Origin of the sequence: Bacillus sp. LM 4-2, assembly GCF_000978495.1 — a bacterium.
GTDB classification, from domain to species: Bacteria; Bacillota; Bacilli; order Bacillales; family Bacillaceae; genus Bacillus; species Bacillus subtilis.
In genome coordinates, this window is sequence record NZ_CP011101.1 from 1099848 (window position 1) to 1125494 (window position 25647).

General features: G+C 45.4%; 17 protein-coding genes. 9 read left to right on the forward strand and 8 right to left on the reverse strand.

Translation table 11 applies throughout. The features are described 5' to 3' along the window. Nucleotides 1-27: 27 nt before the first annotated feature. Both bslm_RS05565 and bslm_RS05570 read left to right on the forward strand, forming a co-directional pair. A complete protein-coding gene (locus bslm_RS05565) occupies nt 28-1527 on the forward strand; it encodes a monooxygenase (protein ID WP_080481036.1) in 1500 nt (499 codons plus the stop codon). Between the two features lie 76 nt (nt 1528-1603). Continuing rightward, on the forward strand, nt 1604-2131 hold the full coding sequence (locus bslm_RS05570) for a MarR family transcriptional regulator (protein ID WP_041335554.1): 528 nt from the start codon (nt 1604-1606) through the stop codon (nt 2129-2131). A gap of 146 nt (nt 2132-2277) precedes the next feature. Here bslm_RS05570 and glcP read toward each other — a convergent pair whose 3' ends face one another. The 4 genes from glcP to ntdA form a co-directional block, all read right to left on the reverse strand. Then, nucleotides 2278-3483, reverse strand: a complete 1206-nt coding sequence (gene glcP, locus bslm_RS05575; protein WP_046380908.1) for a glucose/mannose transporter GlcP — start codon at nt 3481-3483, stop codon at nt 2278-2280. Nucleotides 3484-3554: 71 nt separating this feature from the next. Further along, nucleotides 3555-4607, reverse strand: a complete 1053-nt coding sequence (ntdC, locus tag bslm_RS05580; RefSeq protein WP_015383282.1) for a glucose-6-phosphate 3-dehydrogenase NdtC — start codon at nt 4605-4607, stop codon at nt 3555-3557. 13 nt (nt 4608-4620) lie between these two features. After that, entirely contained in the window at nt 4621-5469 is an 849-nt protein-coding gene (ntdB, locus tag bslm_RS05585) for a kanosamine-6-phosphate phosphatase (RefSeq protein WP_046380909.1), read from the reverse strand. After that, on the reverse strand, nt 5441-6766 hold the full coding sequence (gene ntdA, locus bslm_RS05590) for a 3-dehydro-glucose-6-phosphate--glutamate transaminase (RefSeq protein WP_046380910.1): 1326 nt from the start codon (nt 6764-6766) through the stop codon (nt 5441-5443). The genes ntdB and ntdA overlap by 29 nt, the downstream gene beginning before the upstream one ends. A 103-nt stretch (nt 6767-6869) precedes the next feature. Here ntdA and ntdR point away from each other — a divergent pair, with 103 nt between their 5' ends. Continuing rightward, nucleotides 6870-7859 carry an NTD biosynthesis operon transcriptional regulator NtdR gene (ntdR, locus tag bslm_RS05595; RefSeq protein WP_029317580.1) on the forward strand — a complete coding sequence of 330 codons (990 nt, stop codon included), beginning with the start codon at nt 6870-6872 and terminating at the stop codon, nt 7857-7859. Nucleotides 7860-8072: 213 nt separating this feature from the next. Here the strand turns inward: ntdR and bslm_RS05600 are convergent, their stop codons facing one another. Further along, nucleotides 8073-9227 carry an AbrB family transcriptional regulator gene (locus bslm_RS05600; RefSeq protein ID WP_015383286.1) on the reverse strand — a complete coding sequence of 385 codons (1155 nt, stop codon included), beginning with the start codon at nt 9225-9227 and terminating at the stop codon, nt 8073-8075. Nucleotides 9228-9333: 106 nt separating this feature from the next. Further along, on the reverse strand, nt 9334-10539 hold the full coding sequence (locus tag bslm_RS05605) for an MDR family MFS transporter (protein ID WP_038428751.1): 1206 nt from the start codon (nt 10537-10539) through the stop codon (nt 9334-9336). 113 nt (nt 10540-10652) lie between these two features. On the opposite strand from bslm_RS05605, the gene bslm_RS05610 reads away from it, so the two are divergent. Then, nucleotides 10653-12380, forward strand: a complete 1728-nt coding sequence (locus bslm_RS05610) for an SgrR family transcriptional regulator (RefSeq protein WP_038428752.1) — start codon at nt 10653-10655, stop codon at nt 12378-12380. Between the two features lie 29 nt (nt 12381-12409). Here bslm_RS05610 and bslm_RS20530 read toward each other — a convergent pair whose 3' ends face one another. Further along, nucleotides 12410-12736 carry a four-helix bundle copper-binding protein gene (locus bslm_RS20530; RefSeq protein WP_038428754.1) on the reverse strand — a complete coding sequence of 109 codons (327 nt, stop codon included), beginning with the start codon at nt 12734-12736 and terminating at the stop codon, nt 12410-12412. Nucleotides 12737-12853: 117 nt separating this feature from the next. Next, nucleotides 12854-13291, reverse strand: a complete 438-nt coding sequence (locus tag bslm_RS05620) for a ferritin family protein (RefSeq protein WP_003245806.1) — start codon at nt 13289-13291, stop codon at nt 12854-12856. Between the two features lie 183 nt (nt 13292-13474). Between bslm_RS05620 and addB the strand changes: the two genes are divergently transcribed. From addB to hlpB, 5 genes are all read left to right on the forward strand, one after another. Beyond that, the gene (gene addB / locus bslm_RS05625) at nt 13475-16975 is read left to right on the forward strand and encodes a helicase-exonuclease AddAB subunit AddB (RefSeq protein WP_038428755.1); all 3501 of its coding nucleotides are present in this window, start codon (nt 13475-13477) and stop codon (nt 16973-16975) included. Next, entirely contained in the window at nt 16962-20660 is a 3699-nt protein-coding gene (gene addA, locus bslm_RS05630; protein ID WP_038428757.1) for a helicase-exonuclease AddAB subunit AddA, read from the forward strand. Before addB ends, addA begins: the two co-directional genes overlap by 14 nt. Before the next feature lie 71 nt (nt 20661-20731). Continuing rightward, on the forward strand, nt 20732-21907 hold the full coding sequence (sbcD, locus tag bslm_RS05635) for an exonuclease subunit SbcD (RefSeq protein WP_038428758.1): 1176 nt from the start codon (nt 20732-20734) through the stop codon (nt 21905-21907). Then, nucleotides 21904-25296 carry an exonuclease subunit SbcC gene (gene sbcC / locus bslm_RS05640; protein ID WP_038428760.1) on the forward strand — a complete coding sequence of 1131 codons (3393 nt, stop codon included), beginning with the start codon at nt 21904-21906 and terminating at the stop codon, nt 25294-25296. The genes sbcD and sbcC overlap by 4 nt, the downstream gene beginning before the upstream one ends. A gap of 13 nt (nt 25297-25309) precedes the next feature. Beyond that, the gene (gene hlpB, locus bslm_RS05645) at nt 25310-25612 is read left to right on the forward strand and encodes an HNH nuclease-like protein HlpB (RefSeq protein ID WP_015252406.1); all 303 of its coding nucleotides are present in this window, start codon (nt 25310-25312) and stop codon (nt 25610-25612) included. Nucleotides 25613-25647: the final 35 nt, after the last annotated feature.

The window sequence follows — 25647 nt, forward strand, 5'->3', positions numbered from 1 at the left end:
TTTTTTATGAAACAAAAGGAGTGGTGAATGATGATGAAATATGAAGCAGTGATTATAGGTGGAGGGCCGGTCGGATTTATGCTGGCTTCTGAGCTTGCGATGGCCGGGGTGAAAACATGTGTGATTGAACGGCTTGAAAAACCTGTTCCACATTCCAAAGCGTTGACGCTGCATCCCCGAACGCTGGAGCTCCTTGAGATGAGAGGGATTTTAGAGCGGTTCGTATCCAAGGGAAGCAAGATACCTTCCGGACATTTTTCAATGCTGGATACCCGTCTGGATTTTTCAGGCTTGGATACGAGTTGCCCTTACACGCTTTTGCTCCCGCAGTCCAAAACAGAAAAGCTGCTTGAAGATCATGCACGACGTCTGGGTGCAGAGGTGTTTCGGGGGGCAGAGGCGCTCGCGGTTACGCAAAATGGGGAAGCGGTCCAAACGATTTTTAAGGATCGGGACGGCAGTGTACGGACGATCACAAGTAAGTTTGCCGTTGGTGCCGATGGCGGTGGAAGTACCGTCCGGAAACAGGCTGGAATTGAGTTTCCGGGAACAGACAGCACTGTCACCGCTGCGCTTGGAGATGTGGTGCTCCATTCTCCGCCGCCGTCAGGAGTACTGTCCCTTTGCACAAAAGAGGGCGGTGTTATGATTGTTCCGTTATCACCAGGCCAATACCGTGTAGTTGTCGTCAGCCCTTATCGCACACAAACGCCGAAAGATGTGCCTGTGACTGAGGAGGAGCTGAAAGCTGACCTCCTGCGAATTTGCGGGACTGACTTTGGTTTAAGCGACCCTTCGTGGATGTCGCGGTTTGGGAACGCCGCGCGCCAAGCGAAACGGTATCGGGACGGCAGAATCTTTCTTGCGGGTGATGCCGCGCATATTCATTTTCCGGCGGGCGGGCAAGGACTGAATGTCGGCCTTCAGGATGCGATGAACCTTGGGTGGAAGCTGGCGGCGGCCATCAAAGGCTCTGCGCCTTCATGGCTTTTGGACAGCTACCATGACGAGCGGCACCCGGCAGCTGAAGGGCTCCTCAGAAACACGGAGGCACAGACAAAGCTGATCGATTTCACTCAAGCAGGCCTCCATTTGCGAAGCATGATGTCGGAGCTGCTGGCCTTCCCTGATGTGAATCGATATGTAGCAGGGCAAATTTCTGCGCTCGATGTCAGATATGAAGCTGATCGTACCATGCCGCCGAATCGTTTGAACGGGGCAAGGCTCCCTGACATGGAACTGATTCTTTCCGACGGCAATTCGGAACGGCTGTACAGCTTTCTCCAAAACGGGACATTCGTTTTGCTGTCATTGAGGCAGGAAGCTGATGATCATATCGAAGTGAAAGGCTTACGTACGGTAACCGCCTCGCTTGCAGAACCGAATGAAAAGTTGCGGGATGTGCATACCATATTGATTCGTCCCGATGGACATGTAGCCTGGGCGGTGGATGCATCAGCGCCCGATTGTGCCGAGGTGATTCAAAAAGGGATCAGCCGCTGGTTTTCCGTCACCAGCCGAGTATAATTCAATTCGATTGTTTCATCTGTAACAAAACGGTATGATAGAAGAAACAATCGAATGAAAAAGGATGGAAAACCCGATGAACACAGATCATACGAAACGCAATCTTTTTGAATTGTATGCGGAGCTCATTCATCAGCAGGAGAAATGGGAGGGGCTTATTAAAGTCTTTTTATCTGACGAATTGAGGAAGCTGGATGTAGAGCACGGGAGTAAATCTCAATTGACGATGACAGAAATTCATGTTCTATCCTGTGTCGGGGACAATGAACCGATTAATGTCACGTCGATAGCAGAAAAAATGAATACGACAAAAGCGACTGTATCACGCATCAGCACAAAATTGCTCGGCGCAGGCTTCCTTCACAGAACACAGCTCAGCGATAATAAAAAGGAGGTCTACTTCCGATTGACGCCTGCTGGAAAAAAGCTGCACAGTTTGCACAAATATTATCATCAGAAGGCTGAACAGCGTTTTCTGTCATTTTTTGACCGCTATACCGAGGAAGAGATTCTTTTTGCGGAACGGCTGTTTCGGGATCTGGTGACAAAATGGTATCCGTCGTCAGAAGAAATTGAAGGGGGGCTTCCTAGCATTTTTAAATAAAAAAACACGCACCGCGGTGCGTGTTTTTCGCGTTCTTCCTTCTTTTTCAAGGCTGTAACGTAAATCAGTTTTCCTCTTGAAGAGATGTTCAGGAGTTTGCACTGCATTTACGATATGTCTATTAGTATCTTTATTTTATACGTTTTTTACTGTGTTTTTGATGCTTTGTTTTCAAGTGAAATAGGGTCTTCTGTTTTAGTTCTCCTAATCTTTACAGAAATACCTACTAGAATGACCGCCATAGTTGTAAATATTCCCATGGTTAATAAGATCGTATCCTGATTTAAACTCCATCCAATTAAGAAAGAGATGATCGCTCCTCCGAAACTTGCCGAGGCAATAAATAAACTTGTAACTTCGTCAACGTACTTCTGAATAATGATTGATGCTAGTGTTAAAGCAATGGGAAATATGCCTGCTATACTTAGACCAATCAAAAATGTACCACCCAATTGAAGTATTGGGTTACTTATATAAGAGAAAGCAATCAACAAAACAATTAAACAACTACAGCTAAAAAGGAGGTATTTAGAAAAATCAAGCCTTCTACTTACGAAACCAATCAATATTCTTCCTATGATGATCCCTACCCAGAAAAAGGAGACACTTATAAGACTAATTTGTTCATTGTCTTGGTTTATCATGATTGAAGGTAAAAAGTTGGCAAAATTTGTTTCAATTCCAGCATATAGGAAAGCGAAAAATACAAAAAAGCCTAATTGCTTTGATTTTTTTCTATCTCCTATAAAGTATTGAAATGCTCCTCCGTCTGGAAAGGTCACTTGTTGGTTGGCATTCTTAGCGTACTTTCGGTTCTTGGACAAGAAAATTAACCACCCTACGAATAGGACGAATAAAAAGGTGAATATACAGTAATACGGTAAAAACCAGTTATTGATATCTATGAAGGAATTAATTAATAATGGGAAAGATAAAGCGCCTAATCCAAAGAGAACTTCCAGCTTACTCATTTTTTCTGCATTACTTTCGAAATTAGCAATAACAAATGAACCAACTGTCGTTTCTAATGTGCCTGCCCCATATCCTAAGAGAAAAGCCATTACAATAATATAATACCAATCCTTAGTTAGAAAAAAGATACTTAACGCTACAAGCATTATTGTCAAAGCTAAAGTAAGTGTCCTAAAATGACTGTATTTCTTAATCATTAACGGTGCGATTAATACTCCGCTTAGAAATCCGGTAAACTGAAAAAAGATTATGACTGAAATATCATCTGTTGTCTTGTTAAAAGCCTCTAATAGAAATGGTGTCAAACTCCCTGTTGATATATGGATAATACCTACTGTAAAAAAGAAAGCATATCCAAATAAATATGTCCCTCTTAACATTCATTACACCCCTATATGAAAAAGCAGGAAAATAAATTCCTGCTTTTTTAGTAACTTCTCTCTTTGAAATACTAGTTGACTGCTGAAACAGACATTGGTTGAGAGTTGCTGTCTTTCTCAAAGAACATTTCTAATACTTCCTGAGATCTAAAACCATCACTAAAAGAAGGGATCTCAACCCAATCATTCTGAGTTGATGCAATCCAATTGATTAACTCGCTTCTAAAAGAATCAGCCCATCCATAAAACTCGTTTGGCGGATCGTTTAATAGGCTTTGCGGTACTGGGCAGTCTACCACGTTCAAGCCATCTATGAGCTTGTAAACGTGAGGATTACCTGTGTGGTATTTAAACTCTTTTTTGTGTCCAACTACCTCAATGCTAAAACCACAGTCTTCAGGTACAGAACATTTTGATGTGATGATATTTACAAATACCTTGTTCTTCAGCTGGCCATAAATTTCTGCATAGTCATCTACGAGTACCTGTTTATCCTCTTTTGTTTTTACATTTGTGTTCATTTTTGCCCTTACTGATTCTGTGATGAAATCACTCTCGAACAAATACCATACCATGTCAATAAGGTGAATACCCAGATCCCCCAATGATCCACTCGTCTTCTTACTGTTAGCGTCATCTCTCCAAGTAAACTTCTTACGCCTAAGTGCACTATTTTTCTTGAAGTGTACTTTTATGGACAGTATGTTACCTAGTTCATTATTGATAATTAAGCTTTTTAAGATATTTACGTAAGATAAATATCTATAATTAAATCCCATACTGGCTCTTACGCTCAACCTTTCAGCAGTATCTTTCATTATGCTTGCTTCTTCAAGAGAAATAGCCATAGGCTTTTCACACAAAACATGCTTATGTTTTCCTAATGCTTGCAAAGCATGTTCTTTATGGCAAAAGTTTGGTGATGCTACAATTAAACCTTCTGAGGCATCAATTAGTTCATCTGCGTTTTCAAATGACTTCCCGCCGAAAGTTTTCACAAAGCTTTCCGCATTTTGTTGATTTATGTCATATACCCCTACCAACTCTGCATTTTTTATTGTAGATAAAGCAGTTGCATGCGCTCTTGCAATACCACCTGCACCTATGATGCCGATCTTCTTCATTTTTATTTCCTCCTCATGATCCAATTAATTTTTTTAAGGTATTAGTAATTCCTTTTGAGTACTCACTATCAGTTATAAGGTGGTGCAAGTTTTTGGCTTCCTGTGTTGCATTTTTTAGCAGATATCCATTCCCTACTGTCTGTAACATACGAACATCATTTCCACTATCCCCAAATGCGATAGCTCTTTCGGTATTTAGGTTGTATTTCTCTAACATAAACGTTACAATTTCATTCTTTCCTGTCCCTGTGGGGATAAAATCTACATCATAGCTGTCTTCTGGATCGCCTGCTAAGGGATTACACCGATTTATATTTACTGAAACGCCGTATTCTTCGCAGATTTTTTCAATTGCTAATAGGTTTTTCTTGTCGTTTATTTCATCTTGTTCCTGATAGTAGAAGTTATGCTTATACCGTGACTTTCCTAATTGAGTTTGAGGATTCAAAAGAATGTTATGATTTTCATGCAGCTGTTTCACAAGTTTTTCAACCTTTTCTTTACTAAACCCTTCATTTATGCGACTGTTCCACTTGTTATCTTGCTGACCGAAGTTATGCTCTGAAAAGTACGTAATTTCAGTTCCAAGATCACTAGCTATAAAATGCGGAAAATATCTAAATTTTCCTCGTCCCATTTTATCGATAATAGATTCTATACTGCTCCCAGTAACCCATCCGATTATTAGTTCCCCATCTTTACTTTTTTGTTCTAGATAGTCTTCGAGTTCATAAATGTCTTGTTGCTTTTGTTCGTCGATTGTATGCGGAAAATACGTTTCATCAAAATCACAAAAAACAATATATTGAGGATGTTCAACCGTGGATAACGTTTTATACTCCGATTTCTTGCTTAATAACATGAAACAGTCCCTCCATTACTCTGTCTTGTTCTTCTAAAGTAAATGACGGATATAAAGGCAAATGCAGTACCTGACTATGAGCCTTTTCCGTATGAACCAATGGGAGTCCTGCATACTTGTCCTGTACTATAGGAGTTTTTTGCATATGAGACAGTATTGGATAATATACATCTGTTTGAACACCAAAATCTTCATTTAATTTAGTCATGATATCTGCTCTATCTTCTGTTCTCACCTTAATAGGAAACAGATGCCATACATGATCTTCACTTAATTCTGGTAATTCAATATAGCCTTTATTCTGCAACTCTGCTAATTGGGTAATGTATCTATCCGCCAAGAACAGTCTTTTGAAGTTGTTTAATGAAAGGTACTTCATTCTCTCTAAACCAATTGCTGCCTGTAAATTGTCCATTTTTGAATTAAATCCAAAATTGATGACTTTCTTATTTTTTACATTTACTTCAAAACCGTGATAACTAAATTGAATGCATTTTTTAGCGAGTTCTTCATTATCAGTTGCTATTGCCCCAGCCTTGCCACATACACCCAAATTCTTATAGGGATTAAAACTTAATGTAGTGATGTCTGCATACTTTCCTAAGTCTGTCAGTCCAATTCCTTGGCAGGCATCTTCAATTACTTTTAATTCATAACGATTTGCGATTTGACGGATATGCTGCATGTCTGAATGTTTTCCGTATAAATGCACAGGTAGAATAAACTTTGTATAAGGAGTTATTGCTTCTTCAATTTTGTCAGGATCGATGCAGAATGTTTGTGGGTTAATATCTACATAGATAGGAACGCCTCCCAAAGCTAACACAGCATTTTCAGTAGCTGAAAAGCTATTAGCCGGCATGATAACTTCATCCCCTGGGTTTAACCCTAAAGCCAATAAACCTATCATAATAGCATCGGTTCCACTGCTGGTTGCAATTACATACCTTTTATGTAAATATGTAGATAAAACGTTTTCGAATTGCTCTAAATAGGGACCACTCGTAAATTTTCCAGTTGGCAAAACTTCAGTTAATGTATTTAAGATATCTTCCACTTCATCATTGGTTATTAATCTGTCTACAGGCAAAAAAGGGACTTTACTGATTTCACGATTTTTTTGATAGTTGAAAAGGTCATGTTCAATATCTATCTTTTCTTTTAATACTTGTTTCCACCGCTCGTTTACAATACTGTCTTCAATAACAAGTTCTTTTCCTTGTACGTCACCTTTTAAGTGTTTTAATAGTGACATGTTTTCTTTGCTTTTACCTGAAATCTTAACCTGTTTTTGCATGAACAGTACCTCCAATGATTTTATAATCTAAAAATTTATTACAAATTTATCCTAATTTCTGAAATCGGTAACATGTCAACAACTTTTTTAAGGAAGGGAAAATATGCCTACAATTGATGAAATAGCAAAATTATGCAATGTGTCTAAAACCACAGTGTCAAGAGTATTGAATAATCATCCGTATGTGTCGAAAGAAAAAAGAGATATGATCTTAAAGGCAATTAACGAACTTGACTACACTCCCAATTATTTAGCTCGGAATTTTAGGAGAAATAAGACACAAACGATAGCTTTATCGGTTCCGAGTATCGACCATCCATTTTTTGCTCAATTAATAAAAGGGGTCTCTCATGAAGCACTGTTTAAGAATTACAAGGTAATTGTATTTCAGACCTTTTATGACAAACAGACAGAGCTAGAATTGTTAGAGTTATTGAAGCATAAAGAAGTGGATGGTATTATTCTTGGAACTTTAGAAAATGAATGGGATCAGATATCCCCTTTCTTAAAGTATGGTCCTATCTTATTATGTAATGAATATCATCACTCAGCGGACATCACGATAATTGGGTATGATGAATTTGAAGCCGCATACATGGGGGTAGTACATTTAATTGAAAGAGGGCATGAAAAAATTGGGTTTTGTTTTGATACTCCATATAGCGAAGCTCAATGTCAGAGGAAAGAGGGTTACTTGAAAGCTTTACAAGATTACAATTTACATCATAGAAGCGAATGGATATTCGGCGAAATGTTTAATATCGAGGATGGCTTTCGTGTTTTTCATAAGATAAAGGATCTAAAGGACAGACCCTCAGCAATATTTACAGGAAATGATCAAGTCGCCGCAGGGATTATTAAACAGGCGATGAAAAATGGCTTTAAAGTTCCAGAAGACTTAGCTGTAATTGGTTTTGACAACCAATTGATTTGCCAAGTCGTTACTCCGACCATAACAACAATTGATATCCCCGTAATAGAATTAGGCCAACAGGCTGTGTTGAAAATCATCGAGTCCATTTCGGGTAATGCCTCATTAAACAGAAGAATTATTAAACTGCCAACAAAGCTTATTATAAGAGAATCAACGTAACGATAGATTTCCCTTTATTATTTTATATCTTTATATAAGAAAAAGAGGTTATTCATTTTAACCTCTTTTTCAATCGTAAGTCGTCAATTATTTCTTTCATTTCGGCCTCTGGCAGCACTCACTTCAAATCTGATCCATTAACAACGAAATATCCGCTTATATTTCCCCATCTCGATGGTTTGCGAATTAAAAGTTCTTGAACCCTTTTTTCAACTAGGCATTACTGCCGCTGATTGAGCTCTTTTTGTCTTTTTTTTCACCATGAAGATGGTGAAGCAGGCGATAAAACGGCGGCAGCAGGGCAATAACCAGAATGACGCGAATGACCTGAACCGCAACGACAAAGGTGGAATCAGCATGTAAGGTAACTGACGTCGTCGCCATCTCTGCAATCCCGCCGGGCGCAAATGCCAGAACAGAAGTGATGAGCGAAATTCCTGTCAGCTCGGAAACGATCACGGCGCTCAAAAACATTGCTGCGATTAAACCGACGGACGAGACAAACCCGACGATGATAATACGGGTGACGCCGGCAAACATGCTTTTGTACATCTTAGAGCCGATCGTTGCCCCGAGAAATACTTGTGATACATGGTTAGCTTGTGACGGCCACCATGCCGTCATGTCGTGCCCTGTCACCGCAGCTCCGCCAACATGTACAATTGCTACACCGAGCATGCTGCCGAGCAGCCATGGAGCTGGAAATTTTAAAAATTTCGCAGCTTTGCAAGCTCCCCAGGCAGCGAGAATAAGAATGACGGTCCACAAAACGGGAGCGAGCCTAAAATCTGTCGTTGCAGAAGAAATCGTCTCTGCTGCGGCACTTGCGGTACGATCTTGTTTTGTATAGATCAGAATGACTAAAAACGGAATGGAAAGCACCACGAGCAGCACACGCATCATTTGAACGAGGCTGACTATAGCGGTATTGGCGCCTACTTCCTGTGCGATGCTCGGCATGGCGGAAAGCCCGCCGGGAGCGGTGCCGACAAAGCTAGTCATCATATCCGTTTTGCTGAAACGCCAAAGCACATATCCTGACAGCATGGCCAGCAGGATAGACAATATCAGCATAACGCCGACTGAAAACCAATGGTCTTTGAGAACAGAGAGAACGGATAAATTCAGCTTTTGGCCCAATTCGATGCCGAGGATCATCTGCCCGAGGGCGAGCCATCGTCGGTTAATTCCTTTTTGGTCTGGTGCCATCATCAGCCATGCCGGCCGTATCATGGCGAGGCAGCAGGCGACAATCAGTGTTCCGATCATCCATCCAATTGATATCCCGGTTAATGAAAGAATAAACCCCCCGGCTGCACTGATTGCGATAAACCATAGATCTTTGAGGAGATTTTCGTCTTTCTTCAATGTAAAACCCTTCTTCCTTTTTCACGTAACACTCCAATTGTTCACGTAGTGAATGTATTTATTACTATAGTATATTTTTGTTGATAAAGAAATTATGAATTATTTTCTATAAGCGATTCACTTTTCTTATGACCTTGTGTTCGAGCTTTTCTATTGTGTAAGTCAGAGATAAACCCGCTGTCAGCAGACACACGGCAAGAGCGTAAAAAATCACTTCTCCGCCAAATGATGTCAGGATTAGCCCGCCTGCCAGCGGTCCGATTGAGCGGGATATATCCCAATGCAGACCATAGACAGCATAAAACCGGCCCAGCAAATGAGGCGGCGCCAATTTTGATATGAAGGTCTGGATGTGGGTTAGCCCGATGCTTTCGCCAACCGTCATCACCGCTGCCGTCACTAAAAGCATTGTCAGCGAGGTTGAGCATGCAAAACCGGCAGCCGCAAGGGAGTAGCAAATATAAGTAATGAAGAGGATCGTTTTCATTGAAAGCTTTTCGGTCCCTTTGACAAGAGGTACTTGGAGAACACAGCTGAATAAAGCTTTTGCTGCTGAATAGATGGTCAGCATGGACAGATAATCAGAAAACATGTTTTTGCTGAACAGCCTGTATGTTGTTTCTGTTTGTGCATATAACATGCTGATGGGGAGAGAAAGCAGCAAAAGAAGCAGGACAGGCCTGTATATCGTAAAGCTCGCGGACATTTTCGGGGTAACAGCTGGGTGTAGCGGCTTTGTCTCAGGCAGTTTCAGTGCAGCGATCAGAAAGTAGATAAACAATGCCGCAGCATCTAATGCGAATATCCACACGGGGTTATGATTGTACAGCAGCATCCCCACTAGCGGCCCTGCCGTCAGGCCCGCTGAATAGATCGCATTGATGACCGCAAACACTTCCGAACGTCTGCTTTCCGGCGTGCTTTCAGCGATTTGGGCGCGGGAAGCGGGAATGTACAACGATCTTCCGATGCCATTCATGACATAGAGAATAGCGAAAACATACGCATGCTCAGCAAATACAAACCCTGTCATTGCCGTTGATTGAAGAAGCAATGCGGTCAAAATCGCTGTGCGCCGCCCAAGCCGGTCCGCCGCCTTTCCTGCAGCGAGCGTCAGGAAAATATCAGCAAATGGCTGAAGGCTGATGATCAGCAATGGCATCATGATACTGCCGTTTAATTGTTCATGCAGATACAGCACCATAAAAGGTCCCATCATTGCACCTGTCAGGCTTGTCAGCAATTCGCCGAAAAAGCGGAGCCGAACGGGAGCGGTATATCTCGATTTTATAGAGTGAAAACTGGTCAACATGTGATCGCCGCCTTTCGCTGTTTGATATAGTAGTAGTGTATAGAAGGGGCGGCGGCCCAAAAAGTGAAGAAAAGAAGAGATAAAAGTTCCCCTTTTGTCGGGAGGTGCGGGGATTGAAGCTGATAGAGCACTACGTGGCGCTTGTAAAAACAGGCTGCGCCGAGTATGGGCAAATGAACGAAATGACGCTCACTGAGATTGCCGACTGTTTATGTTGTACAGAAAGAAATGCAAAGCTCATTTTACATAAGCTGGAGAACAGCAATTGGATTATCCGGGAAAGAGGGGCGGGGCGCGGCCGTAAATCTAAAATCGCGTTTCTTCGGAGGCCTGAGGAATTGCTTCTTCAAACTGCCAAGGAATATACCATGTCAGGAAAGCTTAAAAAGGCAAAGGAGCTGCTTCAGCAGTATCAGTCCGCGTTTCCGGGGCTTCAAAACGAATATAACATGTGGCTTTCAGAGGTATTCGGATTTGTGACGGAGACAGGCGAGAATGGGGCGAAGGATGTTCTGCGGCTGTTCATCACGCCCGAATCTGTCAGCAGTTTGGATCCATGCCAAATATTTTTGCGGTCTGAGGGCCATTTCGTCAAACAGATATTTGATACACTCTTCACGTTTGATTCGGATATGCAGGAGCCGAAGCCTCATTTGGTTCATGGATGGGAAGAGGTCGGAAAAAAACAATGGAGATTTTTTCTTCGAAAAGGTGTGTCATTTCATAATGGACAGCCGCTGACATCGCGGGACGTTGCGTTTACATTTCAGCGCTTTTTGGAACTGGCTGACAACCCGTATAAATGGCTTCTGCACGGAGTGAAACAAGTCTTAGAAAAGGGCCCTTATTGTGTGGAACTCATACTCGATAAGCCGAATGCGCTTTTGCCGTATGCTCTTTGTGATGAACGGCTGTCCATACTGCCGGCAGAACAGGGCGGCGGGAAAAATGGAACAGGGCCTTTTCAGGTGAATCAGCAACACAGCGGGATGCTTGTGCTTGAAGCCAATGAGCGCTACTTCAAGGGACGCCCCTATCTGGATCGCGTTGAGTTTGTTTTTTCTGAGCAAGCCGGAGAGATGAACGGTTTTACCATTCAAGAAAAACAAACATGCCCTGAGCAGCAAACTGTTTTTGATGAGCGGCATGTTCAGTATTTGTCGCTTAATCTAAAAAAGAAGGGGCCTCTTCAGCACCGAAGCTTTAGAAAAGCGCTCCGGCTGCTGATTTCCTCTGAACGGCTCGTTCGTGAAGCGGGAGGGCACCGAAGAATCCCGGTTACGTCCTTTTTGCAACCGAGTTCTTTTGAGTGGGAGGTCGTTTCGCCATCTGAATTGTTGAAGAAAAGCGGATACGAGGGCGAAACAATCGTGCTTTATACCTTTTCGGAAACGGATCATCTTGAGGACGCCGAATGGATTCAAAATATTTGCGCCCAGCACGGTATCAGGCTTACACTTCAATTCTGTGATGCTGCTGATCTGCGACGGCCGGAAATCGTGCAGATGGCGGATATCATTCATGACAGTGCGACGTTTTATCAAGACAGCGAGTTTGGTTTTCTGCATTTGCTGCTGTCGGAGAACAGTTTCTTGTATCAGCATCTATCTGAAAAGCTGACACAGATATGCTCAGGAATGACAGAGCAGATGTTTTCCATGCCTGACCGTTGTTCGAGAATCAACATCTTACGTGACATTGACCGGCAGATGATACAGGAGCTGAATGCGATTCCGCTGTATCAAAATGTGCTCCAGGTGACATCAAGTAAAAATGTAAAAGGCCTGGTGCTTGATGAAGAGGGATGGATTGATTTGTACTCCGTATGGCTGTCCAAATAAAAAGAGGGTTCTTTTTTGAACCCTCTTTTTTACGCTGCCATGCTGCGGCATTGTTCAGCACAGGCGAAGCAGGCTTTCGCACATGCTTGGCAATGATCATGATCGTGCTTTCCGCATTCAGTGCCGCATGCTTCACAAATATCGGCGCAAAGTGCACAAATTTCTTTCATAAACGGGCTGTCCGTTTGCATGGCTTTGACCGCCAGCGCGCAAATATCCGCGCATTCCCTGTCAAGCCGGATGCATCTGCTGAGATGATGCTGCACGCTTTCTTCCAAGCATTTAGTGAAACAATGATTGCAAGCTTTCATGCAATCGATGCAAGCCTCAATACAAGCTTCAGAATATTGCTCCATGGTTGATTCCCCCTGTATGGCAGTTTATGGTTTTATGTTTCCCGGCTGCATTTGAAAAAAACAGGGGAGTGTGTTTTTAGCTAAGGGGATATGTACATATACCCTGAACGGGTATATCTAACGTTCCATCAGATAGTATAGGAACCAGACAGCGTGATTTTGTTCATCACGTGCTGCGCGCGTAAAGACGCCTTTCGCTTTTAGGTTTGACGTTTCCTCGGCCGCACGCAAGTAAAAGTCGACGGTTTCTTGTTCATCTTTAAAAGCGGCGTCCAGTCCTCTTGTGAAATTGTCCGGGCATTCTTCCGTTTGTTTCGGCATGATGTGTTTGCCGGTAATTGAACCATACAGTGTGGAAAATTCACGGAGGTGGCGAATCTCGTCACGCCTGATTTCTTCAATCTGTTTTCTGACCTCATCGCTGTGGGCGAGTTCGGCAAGCTTGCGGTAGCATTGAATGGCACTGAATTCTCCGTTGATGGCCTTCTGCAAATTCCGAATCAAAACAGGATCTTCCCGGTATGGCACCGGATAGGGATAGTAGCTGTAATGCAAGGGGATTCAACTCCATTCTTAGGAATTGGGCTTCTGTAAAAGCATATGTTGGGCAGGGAGAGATGTGCGGAGATAATCAGCTTTTTATATGTGAAAAGGCCGTTTTTACCAATAGATCAGATTGGTCATTTTCGTCAACATTCGATAAAATATATAGAGATAAAAAGAGAGGGGTCTTCTAATTTGGGAGCAGAGTTTTTAGTAGGCAGGTCCGGGAGTGGAAAAACGAAGCTGATCATCGACAGCATTCAGGATGAATTGCGCCGGGCTCCATTCGGGAAGCCGATCATTTTTCTAGTCCCGGATCAAATGACGTTTTTAATGGAATACGAGCTTGCTAAAACGCCAGATATGGGCGGGATGATACGCGCTCAAGTGTTCAGTTTTTCACGATTGGCCTGGCGCATCCTCCAGCATACGGGAGGAATGAGCAGGCCGTTTCTGACGAGCACCGGCGTACAAATGCTCCTGCGGAAGCTCATTGAGGAGCATAAACAGGAGTTCAAAGTCTATCAAAAAGCGAGTGACAAAAGCGGGTTTACCGCACAGGTTGAGCGGATGCTGACAGAGTTTAAGCGCTATTGTCTGGAACCGGAGGATATCCGCCGGATGGCGGAAAGCGGAACGGCTTCCGAGTATCGCGGAGAACGTGTTTTATCTGAAAAGCTCCATGACTTATCAATTCTGTATCAGCAAATGGAAAAAAGCCTCGCAGATCAATATCTTCACTCTGAGGATTATTTGACATTGCTGGCAGAGCATATCCCGCTTGCGGAAGATATAAAAGGCGCCCATATCTATGTGGATGGCTTTTATCAGTTTACCCCGCAGGAATTCAGGGTGTTGGAGCAGCTTATGGTTCATGCGGAGCATATCACGTTTTCGCTCACAGCGGACAAGCCGTCATATGAGCGGGAGCCGCATGAACTGGAATTGTTCAGAATGACGGGGAAAACCTATTACCGCCTGCATCAGAAGGCGAAGGAACTGAATTTGGACATTACGTATAAAGAGCTGAGCGGGACTGAGCGGCATACAAAGACGCCGGAATTGGCGCATCTAGAGGCGCAGTATGAAGCGCGTCCGGCCATTCCATACGCAGAAAAACAAGAAGCCCTTACTGTGATGCAGGCCGCAAACAGACGAGCTGAGCTGGAAGGCATTGCCCGGGAAATTCACGCCCTAGTCAGAGAGAAGGGATATCGCTATAAGGATGTAGCCATTCTTGCGCGCCAGCCGGAAGACTACAAGGATATGGTGAAGGAAGTTTTCGCAGATTACGAGATTCCTTATTTCATTGACGGAAAAGCATCTATGCTGAACCACCCGTTAATCGAATTTATCCGGTCAAGCCTTGATGTTCTGAAAGGGAATTGGCGTTATGAAGCGGTGTTTCGCTGCGTGAAAACCGAACTGCTATTCCCGCTCAATGAACCGAAGGCCAAAGTGAGAGAACAGGTCGATCAGCTCGAAAATTACTGTATCGCCTATGGTATTAAAGGCGACCGCTGGACAAAGGGCGATCGTTTCCAATACAGGCGTTTTGTGTCATTGGATGATGATTTTGCACAGACTGATCAGGAAATCGAAATGGAAAACATGTTGAATGACACCCGCGATTGGATTGTTCCGCCGCTTTTTCAGCTTCAAAAACGCATGAAAAAAGCGAAGACGGTTCAAGAGAAGGCGGAGGCGCTCTATCGTTATTTAGAAGAGACGGATGTGCCGCTGAAGCTGGATCAGGAAAGGCAGCGTGCTGAGGATGACGGCAGAATCATTGAAGCGCAGCAGCATCAGCAGGCGTGGGACGCAGTCATTCAGCTGCTTGAGGAGTTTGTTGAAATGATGGGAGATGATGAGATTTCTCTTGATTTGTTTCAGCAAATGATAGAAGCCGGCGCGGAGTCGCTTACATTTTCTCTTATTCCGCCTGCGCTTGACCAGGTGTTTTTCGGCAATATGGATTTGTCCAGAATGTATGGCACCTCCTGCACCTTTGTGCTCGGGGCAAACGACGGCGTTCTGCCGGCACGCCCTGATGAAAACGGGGTCCTGTCGGATGATGACCGGGAATGGCTGAAAACGATTGGGGTTGAGCTATCCTCAGGCGGACGAGAGCGTTTGCTTGATGAGCACTTCCTCATCTACATGGCGTTTTCAAGTCCGTCTGACCGGCTTTACGTATCGTATCCGATTGCTGATGCGGAAGGAAAAACGCTTTTGCCGTCGATGATCGTTAAGCGGCTGGAAGAACTGTTTCCGCATCATAAGGAGCGCCTGTTAACAAATGAACCTGAACAGGTCAGCGATGAGGAACAGCTGATGTATGTTGTGAATAAAAGCGTGGCACAGTCCTTTACCGCGAGCCAGCTCAGGTTATGGACTCGGGAATACGACATCAGCGACGTCTGGTGGAGCACGTACAATGTGCTGATGAGTGAGCAGGACAGGCTGCAATCGAAAAAGCTGTTCTCAAGCCTGTTTTTCCGGAATGAAGTGAAGCAGCTTGAACGCAGCGTGTCGAGACAGCTCTATGGTGAACGCATTCAGGGCAGTGTATCGAGAATGGAAACCTTTAACGCATGCCCGTTTTCCCATTTTGCGTCACACGGGCTGCATTTGAAGGAACGGCAATTCTTCAAGCTTGAAGCACCGGATATCGGCCAGCTGTTTCATTCCAGCTTAAAGCTGATTTCGGACAGGCTGCGTGAGCAAAAGCTGGATTGGCGCGATTTAACGAAGGAGCAGTGCGAGCTGTTTTCCTATGATGCGGTAGAGCGGCTGGCACCGAAACTGCAAAAGGAAATTCTGCTCAGCTCAAACCGGCATTATTATGTGAAGGAAAAACTGCAAAAAATTGTGACACGTGTGTCCGGCATTTTAAGCGAGCATGCGAAAGCGAGCGGATTCGTACCGATCGGGCTTGAACTGGGCTTTGGAGGAAAAGGGCCGCTTCCGCCGCTGACCTTTCAACTGAAAAACGGCTGTACGATGGAACTCGTCGGGCGAATTGACCGTGTTGATAAGGCTGAAAGCTCAAAAGGCCTGCTCCTCAGGATTGTCGATTATAAATCAAGCGACAAAGGCCTTGACTTAGCGGAAGTATATTACGGATTGGCACTGCAAATGCTGACGTACCTTGATTTATCGATTACACATTCAGCTGACTGGCTCGGGATGAGGGCGACGCCTGCCGGAGTGCTGTATTTCCATATTCATGACCCGATGATTCAATCTAATCTCCCGCTTGGGCTTGACGAGATTGAACAGGAGATCTTTAAGAAATTTAAAATGAAGGGCTTGCTCCTCGGTGATCAGGAAGTGGTTCGCCTCATGGATACAACCCTTCAAGAGGGACGTTCAAATATCATAAACGCCGGCTTGAAAAAAGACGGCTCTCTCAGATCAGACTCAGCAGCAGTCGGTGAAAAGGAATTTGATCTTTTGACAAAGCATGTGCGCCGCACCTTCCAAGAAGCGGGCGAACAAATCACCGACGGGCGCGTATCCATTGAGCCGTACAAAATGAAGAACAAGACGCCGTGCACATACTGTGCGTTCAAATCAGTATGCCAATTTGATGAATCACTGGAAGAAAACGAGTATCGCCCATTAAAGGCTGAAAAGGACAAGACAATACTTGAGTGGATAAAAAAGGAGGCGGATGGCAATGAACATTCCTAAACCGGCAGACAGCACATGGACAGATGACCAATGGAATGCCATTGTTTCAACCGGCCAGGATATTCTTGTGGCAGCGGCTGCGGGCTCTGGTAAAACCGCTGTGCTCGTTGAACGAATGATTCGGAAAATCACCGCGGAGGAAAACCCAATAGATGTAGACCGTCTTCTCGTTGTGACATTTACAAACGCCTCAGCGGCAGAGATGAAGCACCGAATCGCAGAAGCCTTGGAAAAAGAGCTTGTACAGCGCCCCGGCTCGCTGCATATTAGACGCCAGCTGTCTCTTTTAAACCGGGCCAGCATTTCGACGCTCCATTCCTTTTGCCTGCAAGTGCTGAAGAAATATTACTACTTGATCGATCTTGATCCGGGCTTTCGGATAGCTGATCAGACGGAAGGCGAGCTGATCGGGGATGAAGTGCTTGACGAGCTGTTTGAAGACGAATATGCAAAGGGCGAAAAGGCGTTTTTTGAGCTTGTTGACCGCTATACGACAGACCGGCATGATCTGGATCTGCAATTTCTCGTTAAACAGGTGTACGAGTATTCCCGATCCCATCCCAACCCGGGGGCGTGGCTGGAAAGCTTTGTTCATTTGTATGATGTATCAGAAAAGAGCGCCATCGAGGAGCTGCCGTTTTATCAATATGTCAAAGAAGATATTGCAATGGTGCTTAACGGGGCGAAGGAAAAGCTCTTGCGCGCGCTTGAGCTGACGAAAGCGCCGGGCGGCCCGGCGCCGCGTGCTGACAATTTTCTTGATGATCTTGCGCAGATTGATGAACTGATTCAGCATCAGGACGATTTCAGTGAACTATATAAGCGGGTGCCCGCCGTCTCTTTTAAGCGTGCCAAAGCAGTAAAAGGGGATGAGTTCGATCCAGCGCTCCTTGATGAGGCGACAGATTTGAGAAACGGCGCAAAAAAACTGCTTGAAAAGCTCAAAACCGACTACTTCACGCGAAGTCCTGAACAGCACTTGAAAAGCCTAGCCGAGATGAAGCCTGTCATTGAAACGCTCGTACAGCTTGTCATCAGCTATGGAAAACGATTCGAAGCTGCGAAACAGGAAAAATCAATCATCGATTTTTCTGATTTGGAGCATTACTGTTTAGCGATTTTGACAGCTGAGAATGACAAAGGTGAATGTGAGCCGAGCGAGGCTGCAAGGTTTTATCAGGAACAGTTTCATGAGGTGCTCGTTGACGAATATCAGGATACCAACCTCGTGCAGGAATCGATTCTGCAGCTCGTCACAAGCAGGCCGGAGGAGACTGGCAACCTGTTTATGGTAGGAGATGTCAAACAGTCGATTTATCGATTCAGGCTTGCGGAGCCGCTTCTTTTCCTCTCTAAATACAAACGGTTTACAGAGAGCGGAGAAGGCACGGGGCGGAAAATCGATTTAAATAAAAATTTCCGAAGCCGGGCTGATATTTTAGACAGCACAAACTTTTTATTTAAACAGCTGATGGGCGGCAAAATCGGTGAGGTCGATTATGACGAGCAGGCTGAGCTGAAGCTTGGTGCAGCGTATCCGGACAATGACGAGACGGAAACAGAGCTGCTGCTGATCGACAACGCAGAAGATACGGATGCAAGCGAGGAAGCAGAAGAGCTTGAAACGGTGCAGTTTGAGGCAAAAGCCATCGCTAAGGAAATTCGCAAGCTGATTTCATCGCCATTTAAGGTGTATGACGGAAAAAAGAAAACACATCGCAATATTCAATACCGAGATATCGTGATTTTGCTCCGTTCGATGCCGTGGGCTCCGCAAATCATGGAGGAGCTGAGAGCACAGGGCATACCGGTTTACGCCAATTTAACGTCAGGCTATTTTGAAGCGGTCGAAGTCGCCGTCGCGCTTTCTGTGCTGAAGGTGATTGATAATCCGTATCAGGATATACCGCTTGCCTCTGTTCTGCGCTCACCGATTGTCGGAGCAGATGAAAACGAGCTGTCTTTGATCCGGCTTGAAAATAAAAAAGCGCCGTACTATGAGGCGATGAAAGACTACCTGGCTGCTGGTGACCGGAACGATGAGCTTTATCAAAAGCTAAATACGTTTTACGGACATCTGCAAAAGTGGCGCGCGTTTTCGAAAAACCACTCAGTATCTGAGCTGATTTGGGAAGTGTACCGCGACACCAAATATATGGATTATGTCGGCGGCATGCCGGGCGGAAAACAGCGCCAGGCCAATTTGCGTGTTCTTTATGACAGGGCGCGTCAATATGAATCAACGGCATTTCGCGGCTTGTTCCGTTTCCTGCGGTTTATCGAACGCATGCAGGAGCGGGGCGATGATCTTGGTACGGCGAGAGCGCTCAGCGAGCAGGAGGATGTTGTCCGCTTAATGACGATCCACAGCAGCAAAGGGCTCGAATTTCCAGTCGTGTTTGCAGCGGGTCTCGGACGGAATTTCAACATGATGGATTTGAACAAATCGTACCTGCTGGATAAGGAGCTCGGATTTGGCACGAAGTATATTCATCCGCAATTACGCATCAGCTATCCGACACTTCCGCTCATTGCGATGAAGAAAAAAATGCGCAGGGAGCTGCTGTCAGAGGAATTGCGTGTTCTCTATGTTGCATTAACGAGAGCGAAGGAAAAGCTGTTTCTGATTGGCTCATGTAAGGATCATCAGAAACAGCTTGCAAAATGGCAGGCATCCGCGTCCCAAACTGATTGGCTTCTGCCAGAATTTGACCGCTATCAGGCGAAAACGTATCTAGATTTCATCGGGCCGGCTCTTGCCAGGCACAGAGACTTGGAGGATTTGGCTGGCGTGCCAGCACACGCTGACATCTCAGATCACCCGGCTCGTTTTGCCGTTCAAATGATCCATTCCTATGATTTGCTTGATGATGATCTGGAAGAAAGAATGGAAGAAAAAAGCGAGCGCCTAGAAGCGATCCGCCGAGGTGAACCAGTTCCCGGCTCGTTTGCGTTTGATGAAAAAGCCCGCGAGCAGCTGAGCTGGACCTACCCGCATCAAGAAGTGACGCAAATTCGGACAAAGCAATCAGTTTCTGAGATCAAGAGAAAAAGAGAGTACGAGGATGAATACAGCGGCAGGGCCCCTGTAAAACCGGCTGATGGAAGCATTCTGTACAGACGTCCCGCTTTTATGATGAAAAAAGGCCTGACAGCGGCAGAGAAAGGGACTGCCATGCATACGGTTATGCAGCATATCCCGCTGTCACATGTGCCGTCGATAGAAGAAGCTGAGCAGACGGTTCACAGGCTTTATGAAAAAGAGCTTCTCACTGAAGAACAAAAAGACGCTATTGATATAGAAGAAATCGTGCAATTTTTCCATACAGAAATCGGCGGACAGCTGATCGGCGCAAAGTGGAAGGACAGGGAAATACCATTCAGCTTAGCGCTTCCGGCCAAGGAGATCTATCCTGATGCACAGGAGGCAGATGAGCCGCTTTTAGTGCAGGGTATCATTGACTGTCTCTATGAAACTGAGGACGGATTATATCTATTGGATTATAAGTCGGACCGGATTGAGGGCAAATTCCAGCATGGATTTGAAGGAGCGGCCCCGATCTTGAAGAAACGATATGAAACGCAAATTCAGCTGTACACGAAGGCAGTGGAGCAAATTGCAAAAACAAAGGTAAAGGGATGTGCGCTTTATTTCTTTGACGGAGGGCACATTCTGACATTATAGCGAGATCCATAAGCTCCGGAATTTCAGGCGGAGCGGATCTCGTTTTCTATATAAAAGAGAGGTGAAAGCATTTGCGGATTTTACATACGGCTGACTGGCATCTTGGAAAAACGCTTGAAGGAAGAAGCAGGCTGAGTGAACAGGCCGATGTGCTGGATGAAATGAATACGATTGTAAAGGATGAGCAGATCGATGCCATTGTAATGGCGGGGGATGCATTTGACACCGTAAACCCGCCAGCTTTAGCCGAGCAGCTGTTTTATGAAAGCCTGTCTGCGCTTAGCGACAGAGGAAAGCGCCCGATCGTAGTCATTGCCGGAAACCACGATAATCCTGACCGTTTGTCCGCCGCTTCACCGCTGACACATGAAAACGGCATTCATTTAATCGGTTATCCGACAACAGAGCCGATTCATATTGAAGTGCCTTCAGCAGGAGAGCTTTTGGCGGTTGGAGCGCTGGCGTACCCATCTGAAGCGCGGTTAAATGAAGTGCTATCCGATACGTTTGATGAAAAGCTGCTCCGTGATCACTATGATGTGAAAATCAGGCAGGCGTTTGAGCATATGACAAGCCGGTTCCGGAACGATGCAGTGAAGATTGCCGCCAGCCATATTTATGTGGCAGGCGGAAACCAAACCGATTCAGAGCGGCCGATTGAAGTCGGCGGTGCATACACGGTGGCTGCTGAAAGCCTGCCGGCAGATGCCGCTTACGTTGCGCTCGGCCATTTGCATCGACCGCAAACGATCAAGCGGGCGCGGACGCTTGCGCGTTATTCAGGATCTCCGCTCGCCTACAGCTTTTCTGAAGCGGGCTACGCTAAATCAGTGACAATTGTGGACGCAAAGCCTGAGGAAGATGCCACTTGGCAAGAGGTGTTATTATCAAGCGGCAAGCCACTTGTGAAGTGGAAAGCGGCAAATGGATTAAGTGAGGTGTACAGCTGGCTGGATGAAGGCAGAGATCAGAATGCTTGGATTGACCTGGAAATCCGTGTCGCGGACCAGCTGTCACTTGAAGAGATTCACAGGCTGCGGAAGGCGCACCCGGGCTTTATCCATATCAGGCCGGTTTTTGAAGAACAGAACAAAGACCGGGAACGGATCGAGGTTAAACATGTCTCAATCGAGGACCGCTTTAAGAAATTTTATGAAAAACAAACTGGCGGTGCGGTGCCGGATGAAGAAATGGTGAAGCTGTTTTTAGAGCTTGCATCAGGCGTTGAAGAGGAGGATGCGAAATGAAGCCGATCGCCTTAAGCATTAAGGGGCTCCACAGCTTTAGAGAGGAGCAGACGATAGATTTTGAAGGCCTTTCCGGTGCCGGTGTTTTCGGCATTTTCGGCCCGACAGGAAGCGGTAAATCCTCTATTCTCGACGCAATGACGCTTGCTTTATACGGAAAGGTGGAACGGGCGGCGAATAATACGCACGGTATCTTAAACCAGGCGGAAGATACGCTGTCTGTTTCCTTTACCTTTGCGCTTCAGACGAATCACCAAATCTCATACAAAGTCGAGCGTGTGTTTAAGAGAACGGATGAAATGAAGGTAAAAACGGCACTTTGCCGCTTCATCGAAATCAAGGACGAGCATACGGTGCTGGCTGATAAAGCCAGCGAAGTGAATAAAAGAGTTGAGGAGCTCTTAGGGCTGACGATCGACGATTTTACGAGAGCGGTGGTGCTGCCCCAAGGGAAATTTGCTGAATTTCTGTCTTTAAAAGGGGCAGAGCGCAGGCATATGCTTCAGCGTTTATTTAATTTGGAGCAATATGGAGACAGGCTTGTGAAAAAGCTGAGACGGCAGGCGCAGGAAGCCAATGCGAGAAAAAATGAAATGCTTGCTGAACAGTCCGGTCTCGGTGAGGCGAGCTCAGAGGCAGTGGAGCAGGCTGAAAAGGCTCTCGAACAAGCTGAAGCCCGGCTGGAAGCGATGAGGAAGAACCGTGATCAGGCGAAGGAGCGGTTTACAGAGCATCAGGAGATATGGAATGTCCAAAAGGAAAAATCCGCTTATGAAGCAGAGAAAAAACGTCTCGCAGAAGAACAGCCGCATATAGACAGCATGCAAAAACGCCTGCTGGAAGCAGAAACAGCAGCAGCCCTTAAGCCCTATGCGGACCGGTACGCAGAAGCGATCCAGCATGAGGAGCAAGCTGAAAAGGAACAAACGCTAGCCCAAAAGGATTTAGCAGACCGGACAGCTTTCTTTCAGCAAAAACATGAAGAGTATGAAGCGTGGCGCCAGCATAAAAGCGAGAAAGAGCCTGAGCTTTTAGCCAAACAGGAACAGCTTTCACGCTTGCAGGAAATCGAAATCAAACTGAGTGAGGCCAAGCAAGAGGAAGAGCGCAAAAAGGCTGACCTCCGGCAGAAAGAAGAGGCTCTTCAATCTGTCATGAATGAATTAGAGACCGTAACAGACCGCCTGACACGAGGGCAAAACAGACAGACAGAATTGAAGCAGCAGCTCAAATCCCTGCAGGTGACATCCGATGAGCGAAAAAGCTGCCAGCAGGCCGCAGAAATGGCATTGCGCATCAGACAAACCGAGGAGCAAATCAAAAAAGAGAAAAAACGAAGTGACGAATTGAACCTCGTGCTTCAGAAGATGAATGAAGAGAAGAATACACTCGTTCGAAAGACGGAAGCGGAAGAAAACAACATCATTCAGGCATATGAGGCTGTACAAACTGTGTACCATTTGGTGTGCGAAACGGAACGCTCATTAACACGTATGACGGAAGAGGCTAGAAAGAGCCAACACACGCTTCACTTACAGCGTGAAAAAGCAAGGGTGGCACTGCTGACAAAAGAGTTAGCCCAAAAGCTGACTGCCGGAAAGCCTTGCCCGGTATGCGGTTCAACCGATCATGATCCATCTGCCTCAGTACATGAAACGTATGAAGCCGACAGCCATCTTGAAGAGGACATCAAACGGACAGATGTGTTATTGACGGAAGCTGCAGCTCTCAGCCAGGAGATTCTTTCAGCCAAAATTACGCTTGAAGAACAGTCCGCGCGCTTTATTGAACAGTGTCCGTTTTTGCAGACAATTCAAGCACAGAACCTTGAAGCGGCAGCTTCCTTCGAACATCAGCCGGTGTATGAAGCATTTGAAACTGCCAAATTCGAATGGAAACGAATCAAGCAGGACATTCTTTCTGTTAAGACACGAATGGCACAAATGATCGGCGCCTATCAGGAATCTTTAAAAAAGGCCGAGCAGCTTAATGAAAAAATCGGTTTTGAAAAAAGAGAAGCTGACCGTATTGAAAGCATCATCAGCGAGCTTCAATCCTCAATGGACAGCAGTCTGAACATGTTTAAAGAAGCATTTCAGAATCAATCTGTGGACGAAGCAGAAAAATGGCAGCAAGCCATTGAAGAAAAGGACCGGGCTGCAGAAGAATGTGAAAAACGAATTGAGAAGAGTATCGCGTTTCTTGCTGAGCATGAAGCACAAAAGGAAAAACTGCGGGAATCGGGACACCGGCTTGAGCGGGAAAAGCTGGAGCTTCATTATGCGGCTGAACGCATCAAGAGCGTGATAGCTGATTATGAGCACGAACTCGGAGATTATGCAAAAGGAGATTCGATTCAAATCAAATTCCGCTCTGTCCAGCAGGATCTAAAGCTGTTAAAGGAAAAAGAACAATCTTTATATGAAGAACTGCAAAGTGCCCAAATGAAGCTCAACCAAGCGAAAAGCCGGGCTTCTGCAAGCGAGCTCACTCTTCAAGAGGCGAAGGGCAGATTCGAAAAAGCAAAAGCTGCTTGGCTTGAGCATACAAAAAACACCTCCATTACCCGGACTGAGGAGGTTGAACAAAGTCTCATCCCAGCCGATGAACTTGAAAAGATGAAAACCGGCATAGACCAGTTTATGGATAAACTGAAGCAAAATGCTGCAAACTTAAAACGAGTAGCAGAGATACTTGCCGGCAGAGCATTATCAGAGAGCGAATGGAACGAAACCGTTGCAGCATTACAAGAAGCTGAGGACGCATTTGGCGCTGCTATTGAGGAAAAAGGCGCGGCAGCAAAAGCACTGGCTGTCATTCGCGACCATCATAAACGGTTTAATGAAATTGAAGCTGAACTGAAAAAATGGCAGACGCATATCGACAGGCTGGACAAGCTGCAAGCTGTGTTTAAAGGCAATACCTTCGTCGAATTTTTAGCTGAGGAGCAGCTTGAAAGCGTTGCGAGGGACGCTTCAGCAAGACTCAGTATGCTGACAAGACAGCGCTATGCCATCGAAGTAGATTCAGAAGGCGGCTTCGTGATGCGGGATGATGCGAATGGAGGCGTAAGACGCCCGGTTTCCAGTTTGTCTGGAGGAGAGACCTTCCTCACCTCGCTTTCACTTGCTCTTGCGCTGTCTGCGCAGATTCAGCTTCGCGGGGAATACCCGCTTCAGTTCTTTTTCTTAGATGAAGGCTTCGGCACACTGGATCAAGATCTGCTTGATACGGTTGTAACGGCCTTGGAAAAACTTCAGTCAGACAATCTGGCTGTCGGTGTCATCAGCCATGTGCAGGAACTGCGTGCACGGCTTCCGAAAAAGCTGATCGTCCATCCGGCTGAACCGAGCGGCCGCGGTACGCGGGTATCACTTGAGTTGATGTAAGGGAGGAGCGGATATGGCAAAGCAGACTGCCGGAATATGTGAGCTGTGCGGCCGGAGCAATGTCCAGCTGACAGAGCATCATCTCACACCGAAAGAGGAAGGCGGAACGTTTTTGCCGACAGCGATGCTCTGTATTCCTTGCCATAAACAGATTCATGCCTTATATACCAATCAAGAGCTCGCCGTACGTTTAAACGGAATGGCTGAACTCAGAAGCGATCCAGAGCTTGCCCGGTTTGTCAAATGGATCAGAAAACAGCCGCCTGAGAAGCTGATCAAAACAAAGAAATCAAATGAACGAAAAAAGAAAAAATGACTAAAAAGCAGCCCTCTCTTTGCAGAGCGGCTGCT

Coding starts and splice junctions, on each gene's coding strand:
- ntdA (WP_046380910.1), bottom strand. CDS start 6,766: ATGCAAAAACAGGTTAAGATTTCAGGTAAAAGCAAAGAAAACATGTCA.
- bslm_RS05565 (WP_080481036.1), top strand. CDS start 28: ATGATGATGAAATATGAAGCAGTGATTATAGGTGGAGGGCCGGTCGGA.
- ntdR (WP_029317580.1), top strand. CDS start 6,870: ATGCCTACAATTGATGAAATAGCAAAATTATGCAATGTGTCTAAAACC.
- bslm_RS20530 (WP_038428754.1), bottom strand. CDS start 12,736: ATGGAGCAATATTCTGAAGCTTGTATTGAGGCTTGCATCGATTGCATG.
- hlpB (WP_015252406.1), top strand. CDS start 25,310: ATGGCAAAGCAGACTGCCGGAATATGTGAGCTGTGCGGCCGGAGCAAT.
- addA (WP_038428757.1), top strand. CDS start 16,962: ATGAACATTCCTAAACCGGCAGACAGCACATGGACAGATGACCAATGG.
- bslm_RS05605 (WP_038428751.1), bottom strand. CDS start 10,539: ATGTTGACCAGTTTTCACTCTATAAAATCGAGATATACCGCTCCCGTT.
- ntdC (WP_015383282.1), bottom strand. CDS start 4,607: ATGAAGAAGATCGGCATCATAGGTGCAGGTGGTATTGCAAGAGCGCAT.
- ntdB (WP_046380909.1), bottom strand. CDS start 5,469: ATGTTATTAAGCAAGAAATCGGAGTATAAAACGTTATCCACGGTTGAA.
- sbcC (WP_038428760.1), top strand. CDS start 21,904: ATGAAGCCGATCGCCTTAAGCATTAAGGGGCTCCACAGCTTTAGAGAG.
- bslm_RS05570 (WP_041335554.1), top strand. CDS start 1,604: ATGAACACAGATCATACGAAACGCAATCTTTTTGAATTGTATGCGGAG.
- glcP (WP_046380908.1), bottom strand. CDS start 3,483: ATGTTAAGAGGGACATATTTATTTGGATATGCTTTCTTTTTTACAGTA.